This is a genomic window from Dietzia sp. Die43 (assembly GCF_024519835.1).
GTDB lineage: Bacteria > Actinomycetota > Actinomycetes > Mycobacteriales > Mycobacteriaceae > Dietzia > Dietzia kunjamensis.
Window position 1 is genome coordinate 191,140 of the sequence record NZ_JALJRF010000005.1, and the last position, 16,688, is coordinate 207,827.

Consider the following 16,688-nt stretch of genomic DNA (forward strand, 5'->3'; position numbering starts at 1 on the left):
GCCGCGTGCGAACTCCACGGGATTCCGAGTTCATCCCGGAACGGTCGCTGCAGGAAGCCGGTGGTCGCGCACCTGTGGATCCGGCCCGACGATAGAGCTGGTGAGCACTTCCCTGCTCTCCCGGAGTGGTCGGACGGGAGCCGTGACACCAGCTCAGACGCCCACGGTGCCGTGCTCGGAACGCAGTGTGCCCTTGACGACCTTGCCGCTGGCGTTGCGGGGGAGTTCGTCGACGTGGACCAGATGCTTGGGGAGCTTGAAGCCGGCGAGCTTGTCCCGCAGCCACTCGCTGAGCTCCTCGAGGGTGAGATCGGCAACGCCGTCCTCCACGTTCTGGGCGACCACTGCGACGGGGACCTCGCCCCACCTGTCGTCCTTGCGGCCGATCACCGCGACCTCGCGGATTCTCGGGTGCCCGGCGATGATGTTCTCCACCTCGGCGCAGTAGATGTTCTCGCCGCCGGAGATGATCATGTCCTTCTTGCGGTCCACCACGTAGACGAAGCCCTCGTCGTCCATGCGGACCAGGTCGCCGGAATGGAACCACCCGCCCTCGAAGGCCTCCGCCGTCTCCTTGGGCTTGTTCCAGTAGCCGGACATGGTGGTGGGACCGCGGTAGACGATCTCGCCGACCTCACCCGGGCCGACGGGCTCGCCGAAGGCGTCGACGACGCGGGCCTGGAGGGTGGGGATGACCTTGCCGACGGAGCCGATCTTGCGGATCGCGTCATCGCCGTCGAGGGCACAGGTGATGGGGCTCATCTCGGTCTGGCCGAACACCGCGCAGTTCAGGGCGTCCGGGAAGGTCTCGGCCATGGCGCGCAGGATCGTGTCGGTGGACGGGGCCGCGCCCCAGGAGATGGTGCGCAGCACCAGGCTGCGCGGGCGGGCCTGCTGCTCGGCGCAGACGGCCTGCCACTGCACGGGGACGAGGAAGATGCTGGTGATCTGCTCGGCCTCGAGGGTGTCGAGGACCGCAGCGGGGTCGAAGGCCTGCAGCGGGTGGACCACCGTGACGCCGCCGAGCTGGAGGCTCGGCGCGATCGAGCCGAGCGCCGCGATGTGGAACATCGGGGCGGCGCACAGTGCGCGCCCGTCCTCCTCGAACAGTCGGAACACCCGGATGCAGGTCAGGGACTGCGCCGTGAGGTTCTCGTAGGAGAGCATCGCGCCCTTGGGGCGACCCGTGGTGCCCGAGGTGTACATGATGAGCGCGGTGGAGTCCTCGGGGACGTCGACGGGCTCGTGCGGCTGGCCCTCCTCCGCGATCGCGTCCGCGTACGTGGTCTGGTCGGGCGTCCCCGGTTCACCGCCGATGACGATGTGGTGGCCCGGCTCCTCGCCCTGGGCGCGGATCGCGCCGACGAGCGGGGCGAGCATCGCGTCGGTGATGACGACCTTCGGCGTGCAATCGCTGACCAGGTAGGCGAGCTCGCCGGGGGTGAGACGGAAGTTCACCGGGACCGCGATGGCACCCAGCTCGTTGATGCCCAGGACCGCCTCGACGAACTCCGGGTTGTTGAGCGTGATGAGCATGACCCGGTCGCCCCTGCCCACACCGCGGCGGGCCAACGCGTCGGCGAAGCGGTTGCTGCGGTCGTGCAGCTGGGACCACGTGGTGGTCTGGCCGAGGAACCGCAGCGCCTCGGCGTCGGGCTGCATCTCGGCGTGGGTGGCGACCCACGTGTTCCAGTTGTTGCGACGTGCCGCGTGGAGTTCGGCGATGGGATCCGTGGCGGTGGTCATGATCTCGGCCTTTCGTCGGGCGGTGGGTGACGGGAGGGGCAGGTGACAGGAGGGACGGTTCAGGAGAAGTTCGGGCGCCGTTTCTCGAGGATCGAGGACACGCCCTCGGCGAAGTCGGGGGAGATCAGCAGCTCGCACTGGCCCTCGTGTTCCCTGGCCAGGGCCGCGTCCAGCTCGGCGAGCGTGGCCCCGGTGACGGCCCTCTTGGTCAGTTCCAGGGCGCGGCGCGGACCCCGGGCCAGTCGGCGGGCGAGCTTCGCGGCGGCGGGCTCGAGGTCCGCGGTCGGGTGGACCTCCATGGCCAGTCCGACGTCGTGGGCCTCCGCGGCGGAGACGGCGTCGCCACGCAGCAGCATGCGCGAGGCGATCGACCGTCCGACGGCCGCGGGCAGCAGCACGCTGGCGCCGCCGTCGGGCATGAGTCCGATGTTGGTGAACGCGAACAGTAGGTAGGCGTCCTCCGACATGAGGACGAGGTCGGAGGCCAGCGCGAGCGAGACGCCCACCCCGGCCGCCGGGCCGGTGACGGCGGCGATTACCGGGACCGGGACCGTGAGGACCGCGCGGACCAGTGCGGCGGCCCCGGCCATGGTCGCGTCGGGGCTGGGCGCGTCCGCGCCGGCGTCCTTGATCGCCTGCAGGTCAGCTCCGGTCGTGAACGCCCCGCCCTCCCCTGAAAGCACGATGACCCGGGTGCCCGGATCGCTGCCGTGTTCGATGATGAGCTCGGTCAGCGCGGTGACGGTGGGGTGGTCGAGCGCGTTCATCCGGTCGGGCCGGTTGATACTGATCGTGGTCACGCCCAGGTCGTCATGGTCGACCTTGATGGCGTCACGTCCGGTCGCGGTCATCGGACCGTCTCCCCCGCCTCGACCATCCCGGCCAGCCTGCCGGTGATGATCTCCTCAGCCTCGGCCATCATCCGGTCGACGAGCTCCGCCGCGGTGGGTACGTCGTGGATCAGACCCTGACACTGGCCGGCGCTCCAGATGCCCGCGTCCAGGTCGCCGTCCTCGAAGACCTTGCGTCCGCGGGCTCCGGCGACGAGGTGCTGGATGTCGGAGAACTCGGCACCCTCGGCCTCTTTCGACACGACCTCGGCGGAGACGGCGTTGGCGGCCACCCGCGCGGTGTTGTGCAGTGTCCGGAAGATCAGCTTCGTGTCGAGCTCGGTGTTGGCCACGATCTGTTGTTTGACCTGCTCGGCCACCGGCGACTCGGCCGTGCACATGAAGCGGGTGCCCATGTTGGCGCCGTCGGCTCCCAGCGCCAGTGCTGCCACCATGCCGCGGGCGTCGGCGATCCCGCCGGAGGCGAGGATCGGGATGGACAGCCTCGCCGCCGCGGCAGGGATGAGCACCAGGCCGGGGACGTCGTCCTCCCCCGGGTGGCCCGCGCACTCGAAGCCGTCGATCGATACCGCGTCCACACCGAGCTGCTCGGCCTTGATCGCGTGGCGGACCGAGGTGCACTTGTGGATCACCTTGATGCCGGCCTCGTGGAACACCGGTAGGTGGTCCTTGGGATTGGACCCGGCCGTCTCGACGATCTTCACGCCCGACTCGACGATCGCCTGCCGGTACTCGGCGTACGGGGGCGGAGAGATCGCGGGAAGGATCGTGAGGTTGACGCCGAACGGCTGGTCGGTCATCTCCCGGCAGCGCGCGATCTCCTTGACCAGGTCCTCGGGCGTGGGTTGGGTGAGTCCGGTGATGATCCCCAGCGCGCCGGCCTCGGACACAGCGGCAGCGAGTTCGGCGCGGCCGACCCACATCATGCCGCCCTGGACGATGGGATGACGGACGCCGAACTCCTCGGTGAATCGGGTGCGGATCACGGCTGGACCTCCTCGTAGGTGCCACCGGAGGTGGCCTCAGGACTTGGCATGGGCGACTGATCCCTTCTGCAACCGACCGCGATGATGTCGTCCCTCCAGAACGACCATGGATCCGATCACATATATGTGTAAGTGTCGCTACGCGATGCCCACTGTAGCCGGTGTTGTCAAGATCACACCGTGTTCCACCTAACCCGGAAAGCGCACCCATGTGCCCCTCACGCCCTCGTGGGTCACGCACCCTCTCCGGGCATCGGGTTCGGCGTCCCGACGTGCGGAAATCGCGGGGCGCGGCGGCAGTTCCGCCGGGTTAGGCGGCTCCGGTGGAGCCGGCGGCTGGAGCGTGCACGACCGGGCAGGCGACCACCCGGTCGCGCGGCTGGATGGGGCAGGCCCCCAGGTCGGCGGGACGGTAACCCTCCGGGTATCCCGGGTACGTCCGGTTCTCGGTCCCACGGGACCCGAGCTCGCGGCGGCGGACCGGCAGCCACCGCACCACCTTCGACCGCATCCGCAGCGCCGCGTAGGCGGCCTCGCGGAACGCCGGAGGTTGCCACGGGAAGCCGAAGGCGCGGGTCATGTCGTCGTCGATCAGCGCCTGCACGACCTTGCGGACCACCGGCCGGGCCGGCTCCGGGTACCAGGAACACATGAGATCGAGCGTGTACGTCCCGATGAGCTCATTGGTCCGGGCGTAGCGCATGGTGCGCGCCTCGTAGTCGTCCCGCCAGCGCCGGAACTCCCCGATGCCCTGCGGGATCCCCTTGATCTTCATCCGCTCCCCGACTGCGCGGTAGAAGTGGAACGCCGCGAGCCGTTCGTTCGGATGCAGACGCCGCCAGCCGTTCGCATCGATCCACTCGAGCGGTTCGTAGATGAACGTCGACAACACATAGAGCATGTCGTCATTGGTGATCTCGTACATCGCGTGTTGGCGGTTGATCACCCGCAGCGCCTCCTTGCCGCGGGGCGAGTCGTACCCGTGCTCGACCAGCTCCACCATGAGCAGCGCGGTGTCGTCGTACCGCTTCTGCGGGTGATCGCGAAAGTTGCCCGCCTGCTCCAGGACCGCCGACACCGAAGGGATGCAGTAGGTCCGGTACAGCGCCAGCTCGAGCGCCCGCTGGTAGTCCCACGGGAACTCGTACGCGGAGGTGATGCGGTGGATCTCCGCCGCGTCCGCCACCGGATCGAGAGTCGCGATGAGATCACGCCAGTACCAGCGCCCGGGCCTGAACGGGACCCTCGCTGTGAGCGGGTGGTCGACGGCGGCGTCGGCGACGAGGTCGGCCGGGATCGATCCGAACACCCCGGGCACGGCGGGCCGCTCGGAGGCCGCGGCCCTCGTCGTCGTCATCTCCTCGGTTCTCTCGGAGGTGGCGGTCATCTCATCTCACATCCTTCCCTGGACGTTCGCGAGCATCCACTTGACGATCTTGATGTCACGCGGCTTGCGGGTCATGGTCATGAGGTTCAGCGGGGCCGCGAACTTCTGTGCGGTGATGGCCTTGGGGCGGGCGAACTCGCGTAACCCGTCGGCGCCGTGGATACGGCCGAAGCCCGAGTCACCCGAACCGCCGAACGGCAACGCCGGGATGCCGGCGAACGCGAGGAACGAGTTGACCGACACCATGCCCACGTCCAACTTCTGCGCGAGGGCCAGCCCCCGCTTCTTGTTGCCGGTGAAGATCGAACCGCCGAGGCCGTAGCTGCTGGCGTTCGCCTTCTCGATCGCCTCCTCCAGGTCCGCGACAGGGTTGATCACGACGGTGGGGCCGAAGGTCTCCTCGGTGATCGCGGACGAGTTCTCGGGGACGTCGACCAGGACGACCGGCTCGATGATCTTCTCGCTGACGGAGTCCTCGCCGCCGAGTACGGCCCTGCCGCCCTTGGCGATCGCGTCCTTGACGTGCCTGCGGACGATGTCGACCTGCGCCGGCAGCGTCATGGGCCCGTAGCTGGAGGAGATCGAGTTGCCCGGGGTGAGCGCGCGGACCTTGGCCGTGAACTTCTGGACGAACGCGTCGTGGACGTCCGAGTGGACGTAGATCCGCTCCACGCCCGCGCAGGTCTGGCCCGCGTTGCCCATGGCGCCGAAGACCGCCTGGTCGGCGGCGGCGTCGAGATCCGCGTCCGAGTCGACGAGCAGGGCGTCCTTGCCACCGCCCTCGATGACGACCGGCGTGAGCGTCTCCGCGCAGGCGGCCATGACCTTGCGGCCCGTCGCGGCGGAGCCGGTGAACGCGAGTTTGTCGACGCCCGCCCTGCACAACGCCGCGCCCGTCGAGCCGTCGCCGGTGATCGTCTGGATGAGCGGCTGGGAGGCGCCCAGGGAATCCCACACCTCCGCCAGCCACACGCCCACACCCGGCGTGAGCTCGCTGGGCTTGAATACCACCGCGTTGCCCGCGGCCATGGCGTAGGACAGCGTGCCCATCGGGGTGAACGCGGGGTAGTTCCACGGGCCGATCGCGCCGACCACGCCGTAGGGCTGATATTCCACGTAGGCGGCCTGGTTGCTCATGAGCAGCCCGGCCGAGACGGAGCGCCGTCGCAGGACCTTGTCCGCGTTCTTGGCCGCCCACTCCAGATGGCTGACGGTGAGCATGACCTCGAGGGTCGCGTCCTCGTCCGGCTTCCCGGTCTCGGCGGAGATCAGGGACGCCAACTCCTCGGCCCTGGACGAGATCGCCCGCTTGTACTCCAGCAGCCACTCACGGCGACCCCGCGGACCCTGGTTCGCCCACCAGCGGGCCGCGGCACGCGCACGCTCCACGGCGAGGGCGACCTCCTCGGGACCGGCGACGGGGTACTCCGCGAGGACGGTGCCGTCGCGGGGGTCCAGGCTCGCGAACGTGGGGCCGGTCTTGCTGGGCTCGGTGGTCGTCATCTGAGGTCCTCTCGTTTCCGATCACATATATTTGATGTAGCGTGCCGTGATACGGGCCACAGTAGTCCAGTGTGCACCCAACCGACACCCCGTGACAGATACCGGGACAACCACACAGAAAGACGAGGCGAGAAGTGTTCGACATCCTCACCGAAGAGCAGCGTGACTTCGCCAAGTCGATCGATGACTTCTGCGCGCGCGAGGTCGGCGGCGTCGAGAAGCGACGCGAGCTCACCACCGAGGGCGGCACCCACTCGCCGCACATCTACTCCAAGATGGCCGAGCTCGGATGGCTGGGGCTGACCGTCCCCGAGGAGTACGGCGGCTCCGACGCCGGCGCCGTCGAACTGTGCCTCCTGCTCGAGCACTCCCTGCGCGGCCTCGCCCCGATCGGCGGCATCGGCCCCACCCTCATCACGGCCGCCGCGTACCAGAAGTTCGGGACCGAGGAGCAGCGTAAACGCGCGCTCGAGCTGGTCGTGAACGGCGGGACCCTGTCCATCTCGATGTCCGAGCCCGGCGCCGGGTCCGACGTCGCCGCCCTGCGCTGCAAGGCCGATCGCGACGGCGACAACTGGGTGATCAACGGGCAGAAGACCTGGTGTTCCAACGCCCACTTCGCCGACCGCATCCTGCTCGTCGCCCGCACCGACTCGTCGGGCAAGAAGCACGAGGGCATCACGATGTTCGACGTGCCCGCGGACATCGAGGGCCTGCAGATCACCGGGATCGAGACCATGGGCGGCAAGGAGGTCAACGACCTCTACTTCACCGACGTCCGCCTGCCCGCCGACTCCGTGATCGGAGAGGTCGGCGGCGGCTGGGCGCAGCTCATGACCGGGCTCAACACCGAGCGCCTCATCCTCGCCGCCATGCAGCTCGGCGTGGCCCAGCGGGCGTTCGACGACTGCCTGGCCTTCATCAAGGAGCGCGAGCAGTTCGGCCGCCCCGTCGGCTCCTTCCAGGTGCTCCGCCACCGTATGGCCGACCTCGCCACCGAGATCGAGGCCACCCGCCTGCTCGTCTACGCGGTCGCCAGGAAGGTCGACGAGGCCGACCCCACGGCCCTGTTCCCGCGTGAGGCCTCCATGGCCAAGCTCAAGGCGTCCGAGCTGAGCAAGCGGGTCACGCTCGAGTGCATGCAGTCAATGGGCGGATACGGGTACGCCACCGAGTACGGGATGGAACGTCTGGTCCGCCAGGCGGTGGTCTCCACCATCTACGGCGGCACCAACGAGGTCCAGCGGGACATCATCGGCAAGACGCTCGGCCTGTGAGCACCGCCGGTACAGCCGGGGCGGCCGGTACAGCCGGGGCGGCCGGGACCGCCGGGACCGCGGGCGCCGCCGGGGCCGCGGGTGTCGCCGCGCGCGAGCTCGAGCTCATCCTCGCGCTCGACACGGTCCCCTCGGACCGCGTCTCCGCGCTGTGGGACTCCCTCGAGCCCGCGCGGGTCGACGACATCGCGGGCAACCGATGGAGGGGCACCGGCCTGGACACCGGGCACCCCATGTTCGGCATGCTCGGGCAGATGCGCTGGTGGGGCAAGGACTTCACCGAGGCCCGCAAGGTGGACCCGATCCTCGTCACCGACGACTCCGGTGAGGTCGTGCCGGACACCTCGGCGACCGGCGGGGGCGGGGCGTCCCTCTGGGAGGTCTCCTTCCGCGGCCGCCCGACCGCCTCCATGGTGTACGACCGCCTGCCGGTGATCGACCACTTCGCCGTCGTCGGACCCGACACCCTCCTCGCAGTGATGAACGGGCGCGGCACCGTCCACGAGGGCGAGCACTTCTGGTTCGTCCTCGAGCGCGAGCGCTGAGCCACGCGGGCCGGGTGCGCGGGGCGGGTGCCTGGCCGGGTGCGCGGGGCGGCGCCACGCCCCACAATGGGGCGCATGACCCCGAACCCCACGCGCCCGGTCCGCATCGCCGTCCAGCTCCAGCCGCAGCACTCGCCCGACTACGGACTGATCCGGGACGCTGTCCGACGCTCCGAGGACGCGGGCGTGGACGTGGTCTTCAACTGGGACCACTTCTTCCCGCTCTACGGCGATCCCGACGGCGCCCACTTCGAGTGTTGGACGATGCTGGCCGCGTGGGCCGAGCAGACCGAGCGCGTCGAGATCGGCGCCCTGGTCACCTGCAACACTTATCGCAACCCCGACCTGCTCGCCGACATGGCCCGGACCGTCGACCACATCTCCGGTGGCCGCCTCATCCTGGGACTGGGCAGCGGGTGGTTCGAGCGGGACTACACCGAGTACGGCTACGAGTTCGGCACCAAGGGCTCGCGGCTCGACGACCTCGGGCACTCCCTCGAGCGGATCGAGCAGCGCTTCGCCAAGCTCACCCCCGCCCCGACGCGGGACATCCCCGTGCTGCTCGGTGGCGGCGGTGAGAAGAAGACCCTGCGACACGTGGCCCGCCACGCCGACATCTGGCACTCGTTCGTGGACGTGGAGACCTACCGCCACAAGTCGGAGGTTCTCGCCGGGCACTGCGCGGACGTGGGGCGCGATCCGGGCGAGATCGAGCGGTCGACGGAGATCGGCGGGGCCAGCTCGCCCGACGAGGCGAAGCGGCTCGCCGAGGACCTGCACGCCGAGGGCGTCACCCTCTTCACGGTCGGGCTCAACGGCCCCGATTACCCGCTGGACCTCGTCGAGTCACTGGTGGCCTGGCGCGACGGGCGCTGAGCCTGCCCGTCGGCGCCGAGCCTGCCCCTCGGCGCCGGAAATCCGCTACTCGGATTCCGAATCCGCTATCCCGATCGGCGTAGCGAATCCGCATTCCGAGTAGCGGATTTCGGGTGGGGAGGGAACCGAGGCAGGCCAGGGCGGGCGCGTGTCGGCGCGGGCCGCGGCGGGTCAGCCCCGCTTGACCGCCCGGTCGACCCGGCGCCACATCCGGTAGGTGTACCACGACGCCACCAGCATGAGCACCAGCACGAGCGAGGCGAAGATCGACGGTCGCCCGGTGAGGATCAAGCCCACCGCGTTGACCAGCGCCAGCACGGTGAAGAACCCGACGAACCCGCCGATGACCTCCAGCCGCTGCCGGGCACCCAGGGCGTCACCGCCGCTCCGAGCCACCGCCGATCAGCTCTTCAGGCCGCCGGCGGTGAGGCCGGAGATGATCCGCCGCTGGAAGATCAGCACCATGATCACCAGCGGCACGGTGACGAGCGCGCCGGCGGCCATGATCGCCGCGTGCGGCGGCAGATACGGATTGACGCCGGAGAACCGGGCGATCGCCACCGTCACGGGCTCGGTCGCGGTCGTGGACAGCTGCTGCGAGAGCACGAACTCGTTCCACGTGATGATGAACGCCAGGATCGCGGTGGTGAACAGCGCCGGCGCGGCGAGCGGGAGGATGATCTTGATGAACGCCTGGCCGCGGGTCGCACCATCGACGCGGGCGGCCTCCTCCAGCTCCCACGGCAGGTCGTTGAAGAACGACGTGAGCGTGTAGATGGTCAGCGGGAGCGCGAACGAGATGTTGGGGATGATGAGCGCCTGGTAGGTGCCGATCCAGCCGATGTCGGTGAACAGCTGGAACAGCGGCGTGACCAGGGCGACGCCGGGGAACATCGACGCGGCGAGGATGATCCCGGTGACGAGGAACTTGCCCCGGAAGTCGACCCTGGCGAGGGCGTAGGCGGTGAACACGCCGAACGTCAGCGCGAGGGCGGTGGTGATCGAGCTGATGAGCACGGAGTTGATGATCGCGCCCAGGAAGTTATTGCCGCCGTCCGTGGCCAGCGCCTCACGGAAGTTGTCGAGCGTGAGGTGCGAGGGCACCGGGCTGGCGGAGAAGATGAACCGGTTGTCGCGGAACGCGGTCACCAGCATCCAGTAGAACGGTGCGAGTCCCCAGATGAGGATGAGTAGCGCGCCGACGTAGGTGCTGACGGTGGGGCCGAGCGGTTTGCGTGGTGGCTTGATGTCCTCGTCGTCGCGGCGCCGGTCGGGGCCGCGGGTCGACGACGACGCGGAGGTCGTCGGCGTGGTCGGCGACGTGCTCGGTTCAGACGCTCGGTGACTCACCGGATCTCCCCCTTCTTGCCCGTGCGATCCTCCACGACGTTCGCGCCGAGGAATTTCACCATGATGTACGCGACGGCGAAGACCAGCAGGAACACCAGTGTCGATATCGCGGAGGCACTGTTGAAGTTGCCCATTCTCATCTCGTTGACCACCAGCATCGACACGGTCGCGGTGGGCGAGTTGGAGTTGGCCGACACGAGGATGACGGGCAGGTCGTACATGCGCAGCGCGTCGAGGGTGCGGAACAGGATCGCCACCATGAGGGCGGGACGCACCAGCGGGAGGGTGATGCGGACGAATTGCTGCCAGCGGGACGCGCCGTCCACGCGGGCCGCCTCGTAGACGTCACCGGGGATCATCTGCAACCCGGCGAGGATGAGCAGCGCCATGAACGGCGCGGTTTTCCACACGTCGGCGATGATGATGGCCATACGGGCGTAGAACGGGTCGGTGGTCCAGGCGATGTTCGTGCCCAGGATGGTGTTGGCGATCCCGTTGGGGGCGAAGATGAAGGCCCACAGTTTGGCCGTGACGGCGGTGGGGATCGCCCACGGGACGAGCACGGCGGCGCGCAGCAGGGAGCGTCCCCAGATGCTCTTGCCCATGACCACGGCCATGGCGAAACCGAGCACCGTCTCGAGGGAGACGGTGGTGACGGTGAAGAACAGCGTGTTGCCCATGGCGGGCCAGAAGTCCACGGACGAGACGCCCGGCGGACAGGTGACGGTGCCGTCGCCGCCGGGAGCGGGGCAGGCCTGCGTCAGCCAGTAGAGGTAGTGCTGGAAGCCGGCGAACCCGCCCTCCGAGAACATGCCCGTGGCCGGGTCCAGGCCGCGGTCGGCCATGAACGACAGGTACACCGCGCGGATGACCGGGTACCCGATCACCACTGCGAGGATGGCCAGGGCCGGACCCACCATCCACACCGGCCGCCAGTCGAACTTCTTCTCGACCAGTGGCGCCGGGGACTTCTCGCTCGTCGTCATCGCCTCGCTCCTCGCCGGGTTCGCGCCCGCCCCACCACGGAGACCGGTGGGCCCCGGGAACGTTACCCGGGGCCCACCTGCCCTGGTCCGACAGCCGTCTGCCACCGGACCGTGTGCCGATCACCCGGACCGCGGTGATCGTTGACCTCGTTCGATCACCGTGCTCGGTGGATCACTGTGCGTTGTGAATCACTGTGCCTGTTCGATCGCGGCCGACATGTCGTTGAGGGCCTGCTCCACGTCCTTCTCCCCGCGAAGCGCCGCGAAGGTGTTGTCCTGGATCGCCTTGGACACGGACGGGTAGAACGGCGTGACCGGGCGCGGCTCGGCGTTGTCGAGCGCCGCCTTCAGGGCCGGCATGTAGGGGAACTCCTGCTGGAGCGCCTCGTCGTCGTAGATCGAGGACAGCACCGGCGGGAACGACTGCTCGGCGAAGCCCATCTGGACGTCCTCGGAGATGATGAACTCGAGGAAGGCCCGCGCGGTCTCCTTGTTCTCGGAGAACACGTTGATCGCGTTGTTGTAGCCACCGAGCGTGGACTGACCGGCGCCGTCCTCGCCGACGATCGGGGCGACCTGGAAGTCACCCTGGACCTGCGACGTGGGGTCGGACTGGCCCGACTCGTACATGTACGGCCAGTTGTAGGAGTACATGGTCTCGCCGGCGAGGAAGGCCTGCGCGGTCTCCTCCTCCGTGAACGCGTCGGTCTTCTGGGGGATGACGCCGCCCTTGTAGGCGTCGACGAGGGCGGTCAGGCCGGCACGCGCCTCCTCGGTGTCGAGCTCAGGGGTATTGCCGTCCTCACCGACGACCTGTCCGCCCCAGCTGTGGATGAACTGGGTGGCGGCGACGGTCAGACCCTCGTACTGGCTGAGCTGGGTCTGCAGGCAGTCGACGTTCGCACCCTCCGCGGCCTCGCAGGAGGAGACGAGCTCCTCCCAGTTCGCGGGAGCCTCCGGCTGGAGGTCGGTGCGGTAGTACAGGAGCTGGGCGTTGGTGTTCTGCGGCACGCCGTAGAGGGTGCCGTTGTAGGTCGCCGAGTCGACGGCGGCCTCGATCAGGCCGGAGGTGTCGACCTCGGTCTCGTTCTCGATCGGCTGCAGCCACCCGTTGGCCGCGAAGTACGCGGTGTCGGTGACGTCGAGGGCGAACACGTCGTACTCGCCGCTCTCGGTCTGGAGCGACTGCGTCAGGGTGTCGCGCTGCCCGTCCTGCTCGGCGGGCAGCTCGCGGAGGGTGACCTCCTGGTCGGGGTTCTCCGCGTTCCACTGCTCGATGACGGGGCGGAGCTTGTCGGTGTCGTTGCTGCCCATCGCGAAGGTGATGGGGCCGACGCCCGAGGTGCCGGCCTGCGCCTGCTCGTCGGATTCATCGCCACCCGATCCACACGCCGTGGATACCAGGGCGACTACGGAGGCGGCCGCCGCCGCCTTGAGGAACCTGCCGTGAACGGCCATGCGCTCTCTCCTACTGTCGTGTCTCGACTCCCCTCGGCGAGTGCCGACGGGGCAGTGGACCGGTGCCGACTGTGACGCGGGTCTCACTGAGGACCTGCTGAGCGTAACCCACGAGACGGCGGTGGCGCGGGACCACGTGCGGACACGCGACCGACGCGCCGTCGCTCCCGACACCACGGATGGTCACGAGAGCGAGGTCACAGGAGTCACTCTAGCAACACCGCTCGGGGCGGACACCGGCGTGTCCCGCTGTCGGCACGGGCCCCGGCCCCGTGGAGTCAGCGCAGCCTGAGACCGGATTCCACGTCGAAGAACCGCACCTCGTCGTCGAGCGCCTCGAGGTACATGGTGTCGCCCTTGCGGGGGTGGTCACCCGACTCCGCCCGGTACACCACCGGGTGGTTGTCGCGGGTCGAGCAATGCAGGTAGCTGTCCGCCCCGAGCTCCTCCACCAGGTCCACCGTCACCTCCAGCCCGTGGCCTTCCGCGGCCATCCGCAGGTGCTCGGGCCGCACGCCGACGGTGACCCTCGACCCCGAGCCGGCGGGCACGGGTTCACGGAACCCCTCGAGGTCCACCGTCCCGTCGGCGACAGGGGCGTCGAAGAGGTTCATGGACGGTGACCCGATGAAGCCCGCCACGAAGGCGTTGACCGGGTTGTTGTAGAGCTCGCGAGGGGCGTCGACCTGCTGGAGCACCCCGTCCTTGAGCACCGCGACGCGGTCGCCCATTGTCATGGCCTCGACCTGGTCGTGCGTCACGTAGATCATCGTGGTGTGCAGGTCCCGCTGCAGCTTGGCGATCTGTGCGCGCGTGGCCACCCGGAGCTTGGCGTCGAGGTTGGACAGCGGCTCGTCCATGAGGAAGACCTGCGGGTTGCGCACGATCGCCCGCCCCATGGCCACGCGCTGACGCTGGCCACCGGAGAGCTCCTTGGGCTTGCGGTCGAGGTACGGCACCAGGTCGAGCATCTCGGCCGCGCGGTCGACGCGCTCCGTGATCTCCGACTTGGACGCCTTGGCCAGCTTCAGGGCGAAACCCATGTTCTCGCGGACCGTGTAGTGCGGGTACAGCGCGTAGTTCTGGAACACCATCGCGATGTCGCGGTCCTTGGGCTCGGTGCCCGTCACGTCCCTGTCACCGATGAGGATCCGTCCCGCCGCCACGTCCTCCAGACCGGCCAGGGCGCGCAAGGTCGTCGATTTTCCGCAGCCGGAGGGTCCGACCAGGACGAGGAACTCGCCGTCGGCGATCTCCAGGTCCAGGCGGTCGACGCTGCGTCGCGCCGCCCCTGGATAGACGATGGACACGTTCTCGAAGGTCACCGAGGCCATGAGAATTATTTCCCTTCACCGGCAGGAACGTGCCGGACGATCCGAGATAGAGGGCGAACACGGGTGACTGTAGCGGCCCGGAGCGGAGTTCACCCGCACTGCGCACACAGTTCATCCGGGCGTGGCCCGCCCGCGACCGCCCGGTCGTCCCGCGCGCCTAGCGTGCATGCGTCCACTACGACTGTTGACGCCTCCAGGAGACTCGAATGTCCGTCCGCCGCCTGCTCCCGATCGCCACCGCCCCGACGCCGGGGATCTCCAACCGACAGCACGTGACCTGTGTCTACAAGTGCGGGGACCAGTGCGCCGCGCCGGTGCCCAACACCACCGACAACCCGTACTTCGGGGACATCGCCACCGAGATCAGCCGCCGCGGTGCGCTCAAGGCCGCGGGCGTCGTGGCGCTGGCGGTGGGCGCCACCCAGGTGCTGCCCGCGACCGCCGCGGCGCAGGGCTCGTCCGCCGCCGGCTCGCTCGGCCCCACCGGATCCACCGGCGGCGCGACGATCGACACGGGGTTCGCCCCGGTCGCGCCCAACACCGCCGACGCCGTCACCGTCCCGGCGGGATACTCGAGCGATGTTGTGATCCGGTGGGGCGACCCCGTACTGCCGGGCGCCCCGGAGTTCGACTTCGAGAACCAGACCGCTGCGGCGCAGGCCATGCAGTACGGCTACAACTGCGATCTGGCGGTGATGTTCCCGATGGACGACCGCGACGATCGCTTCCTGCTCACCGTCAACCACGAGTACACGACCGAGCCGTCGATGTTCCGCGGCTACGATTCCTCGGCCCCGACCCGCGAGCAGGTCGAGATCGCCTGGGCGGCCCACGGGCTGACGGTGGTCGAGCTGTCCAGCCGCGCCGGCGACGGCGGGCTCGACCCCGTCATGGGGTCCTACAACCGGCGCATCACCGCGACCACCCCGTTCGAGCTGCGCGGACCCGCCGTCGGCCCCCTGACCCGGACCACGGCCGACCCGACCGGCACCCGCGTGCTCGGCACGCTGAACAACTGCGCCGGCGGGCACACACCGTGGGGCACCGTCCTGTCCGGCGAGGAGAATTTCAACCAGTACTTCGGCACCACCGGGACGGTCACCGACCCGGAGCGACTCGAGGCCCTGCGCCGCTACGGCGTCTCCGTCTCCCGCTCGGGGCGCCGGTGGGAGGAGTTCGACGCCCGCTTCGACCCGGCCGCCGAGCCCAACGAGGTCAACCGCTTCGGCTACGTCGTCGAGGTGGATCCCTGGGATCCGACCTCGACCCCGGTCAAGCACTCCGCGATGGGCCGGTTCAAGCACGAGGGTGCCTCGGTCCACGTCACCGGCGACGGCACCGTCGTCGCCTATTCCGGAGACGACGAGCGCTTCGACTACCTCTACAAGTTCGTCTCCAGCCGCCGGATCACACCCGGTACCGGCTCGGCCGCACGGGCCGAGAACATGAAGATCCTCGACGAGGGCACCCTCTACGTGGCGACGTTCGCCGGCAACTCCCCCGCCGCGCAGATCGACGGCTCCGGGACGCTGCCCGCCGACGGCGCGTTCGACGGCACCGGCACCTGGATCCCGCTGATGACCGTCGCGCCCGGTGGGAACGCCGTCTCACACGTGCCGGGCATGACCCCGGAGCAGGTCGCGGTGTACACCCGCATGGCCGGCGACCGCGTCGGCGCCACCAAGATGGACCGCCCCGAGGACGTCGAGCCCAGCCCGACCACCGGCAAGGTCTACATGGCGCTGACCAACAACACGCGCCGCACGACCGCGAACGTGGACGAGGCCAACCCGCGGCACAACAACAAGCACGGGCAGGTCGTCGAGATCACCGACGACCACGCCGGCACGACCTTCGGGTGGAACCTGCTGCTGGTGTGTGGCGACCCGGCCGAGGCGGACTCCTACTTCGGCGGCTTCGACAAGTCGAAGGTCAGCCCCATCTCCTGCCCGGACAACGTCGCCTTCGACCCGGCCGGGGGACTGTGGGTGTCCACCGACGGGAACGCCCTCGGCTTCAACGACGGCCTCTACTCGGTGGCCACCGAAGGACCGAACCGCGGCGAGACCAAGCTGTTCCTCACGGTCCCGGTCGGCGCCGAGACCTGCGGACCGTTGGTGTTCGACAACCGGGCGATCGTCAACGTCCAGCACCCCGGTGAGACGGACGGCGCGTCGATCGAGAACCCCGCCTCGCACTGGCCCGACGGCGGCACCTCGCAGCCGCGCCCGTCGACCGTGGTCGCGTGGCGCAACGGATTCTCCGGTGGCGCCGGCTCTCTCGGTTCGGGCTCCCTGCCGATGAGCCTGATCGGCTCCTGACGACGGGCGGTCGGGTCGGGTAGGCGGACCGCCGGGCCGGCGGGTCGGGTCGGTGAGGCCCGGCGGCC

General features: G+C 69.2%; 14 protein-coding genes. 4 read left to right on the forward strand and 10 right to left on the reverse strand.

Translation table 11 applies throughout. From position 1 onward, the window contains the following. Positions 1 to 153: 153 nt before the first annotated feature. The 5 genes from fadD5 to NR111_RS06050 form a co-directional block, all read right to left on the reverse strand. Positions 154 to 1,746: a fatty-acid--CoA ligase FadD5 gene (gene fadD5, locus NR111_RS06030; RefSeq protein WP_256820250.1), complete on the reverse strand. Its 1,593-nt coding sequence runs from the start codon at positions 1,744 to 1,746 to the stop codon at positions 154 to 156. A 59-nt stretch (positions 1,747 to 1,805) separates the two neighbouring features. After that, complete coding sequence (locus tag NR111_RS06035; protein ID WP_096906367.1) at positions 1,806 to 2,597, reverse strand: enoyl-CoA hydratase-related protein; 792 nt, start codon at positions 2,595 to 2,597, stop codon at positions 1,806 to 1,808. Further along, positions 2,594 to 3,580: a nitronate monooxygenase family protein gene (locus NR111_RS06040; protein WP_174705796.1), complete on the reverse strand. Its 987-nt coding sequence runs from the start codon at positions 3,578 to 3,580 to the stop codon at positions 2,594 to 2,596. The genes NR111_RS06035 and NR111_RS06040 overlap by 4 nt, the downstream gene beginning before the upstream one ends. A 313-nt stretch (positions 3,581 to 3,893) precedes the next feature. Next, entirely contained in the window at positions 3,894 to 4,970 is a 1,077-nt protein-coding gene (locus NR111_RS06045; protein WP_256820251.1) for an oxygenase MpaB family protein, read from the reverse strand. Positions 4,971 to 4,976: 6 nt separating this feature from the next. Next, positions 4,977 to 6,473, reverse strand: a complete 1,497-nt coding sequence (locus NR111_RS06050; protein WP_256820252.1) for an aldehyde dehydrogenase family protein — start codon at positions 6,471 to 6,473, stop codon at positions 4,977 to 4,979. Positions 6,474 to 6,607: 134 nt separating this feature from the next. On the opposite strand from NR111_RS06050, the gene NR111_RS06055 reads away from it, so the two are divergent. From NR111_RS06055 to NR111_RS06065, 3 genes are all read left to right on the forward strand, one after another. After that, on the forward strand, positions 6,608 to 7,750 hold the full coding sequence (locus NR111_RS06055) for an acyl-CoA dehydrogenase family protein (protein ID WP_256820253.1): 1,143 nt from the start codon (positions 6,608 to 6,610) through the stop codon (positions 7,748 to 7,750). Beyond that, positions 7,747 to 8,295, forward strand: a complete 549-nt coding sequence (locus tag NR111_RS06060; RefSeq protein WP_256820254.1) for a DUF4334 domain-containing protein — start codon at positions 7,747 to 7,749, stop codon at positions 8,293 to 8,295. Before NR111_RS06055 ends, NR111_RS06060 begins: the two co-directional genes overlap by 4 nt. 75 nt (positions 8,296 to 8,370) lie before the next feature. Beyond that, positions 8,371 to 9,171, forward strand: a complete 801-nt coding sequence (locus tag NR111_RS06065) for an LLM class F420-dependent oxidoreductase (RefSeq protein ID WP_256820255.1) — start codon at positions 8,371 to 8,373, stop codon at positions 9,169 to 9,171. A gap of 171 nt (positions 9,172 to 9,342) precedes the next feature. Here NR111_RS06065 and NR111_RS06070 read toward each other — a convergent pair whose 3' ends face one another. The 5 genes from NR111_RS06070 to NR111_RS06090 all read right to left on the reverse strand — a co-directional run bounded on the left by NR111_RS06070 (position 9,343) and on the right by NR111_RS06090 (position 14,299). Next, positions 9,343 to 9,567, reverse strand: a complete 225-nt coding sequence (locus tag NR111_RS06070; protein ID WP_256820256.1) for a hypothetical protein — start codon at positions 9,565 to 9,567, stop codon at positions 9,343 to 9,345. A gap of 6 nt (positions 9,568 to 9,573) precedes the next feature. Next, a complete protein-coding gene (locus NR111_RS06075; protein ID WP_067720228.1) occupies positions 9,574 to 10,419 on the reverse strand; it encodes a carbohydrate ABC transporter permease in 846 nt (281 codons plus the stop codon). 98 nt (positions 10,420 to 10,517) lie between these two features. Next, entirely contained in the window at positions 10,518 to 11,507 is a 990-nt protein-coding gene (locus NR111_RS06080) for a carbohydrate ABC transporter permease (protein ID WP_163376979.1), read from the reverse strand. Between the two features lie 189 nt (positions 11,508 to 11,696). After that, on the reverse strand, positions 11,697 to 12,965 hold the full coding sequence (locus tag NR111_RS06085; protein ID WP_256820258.1) for an ABC transporter substrate-binding protein: 1,269 nt from the start codon (positions 12,963 to 12,965) through the stop codon (positions 11,697 to 11,699). Between the two features lie 278 nt (positions 12,966 to 13,243). Further along, positions 13,244 to 14,299 carry an ABC transporter ATP-binding protein gene (locus NR111_RS06090; RefSeq protein WP_256820259.1) on the reverse strand — a complete coding sequence of 352 codons (1,056 nt, stop codon included), beginning with the start codon at positions 14,297 to 14,299 and terminating at the stop codon, positions 13,244 to 13,246. Positions 14,300 to 14,505: 206 nt separating this feature from the next. Between NR111_RS06090 and NR111_RS06095 the strand changes: the two genes are divergently transcribed. Continuing rightward, the gene (locus NR111_RS06095; RefSeq protein ID WP_256820260.1) at positions 14,506 to 16,620 is read left to right on the forward strand and encodes a PhoX family phosphatase; all 2,115 of its coding nucleotides are present in this window, start codon (positions 14,506 to 14,508) and stop codon (positions 16,618 to 16,620) included. The last annotated feature ends 68 nt before the right edge of the window (positions 16,621 to 16,688 follow it).

Coding starts and splice junctions, on each gene's coding strand:
- fadD5 (WP_256820250.1), bottom strand. CDS start 1,746: ATGACCACCGCCACGGATCCCATCGCCGAACTCCACGCGGCACGTCGC.
- NR111_RS06035 (WP_096906367.1), bottom strand. CDS start 2,597: ATGACCGCGACCGGACGTGACGCCATCAAGGTCGACCATGACGACCTG.
- NR111_RS06045 (WP_256820251.1), bottom strand. CDS start 4,970: ATGACCGCCACCTCCGAGAGAACCGAGGAGATGACGACGACGAGGGCC.
- NR111_RS06050 (WP_256820252.1), bottom strand. CDS start 6,473: ATGACGACCACCGAGCCCAGCAAGACCGGCCCCACGTTCGCGAGCCTG.
- NR111_RS06065 (WP_256820255.1), top strand. CDS start 8,371: ATGACCCCGAACCCCACGCGCCCGGTCCGCATCGCCGTCCAGCTCCAG.
- NR111_RS06080 (WP_163376979.1), bottom strand. CDS start 11,507: ATGACGACGAGCGAGAAGTCCCCGGCGCCACTGGTCGAGAAGAAGTTC.
- NR111_RS06085 (WP_256820258.1), bottom strand. CDS start 12,965: ATGGCCGTTCACGGCAGGTTCCTCAAGGCGGCGGCGGCCGCCTCCGTA.
- NR111_RS06090 (WP_256820259.1), bottom strand. CDS start 14,299: ATGGCCTCGGTGACCTTCGAGAACGTGTCCATCGTCTATCCAGGGGCG.
- NR111_RS06095 (WP_256820260.1), top strand. CDS start 14,506: ATGTCCGTCCGCCGCCTGCTCCCGATCGCCACCGCCCCGACGCCGGGG.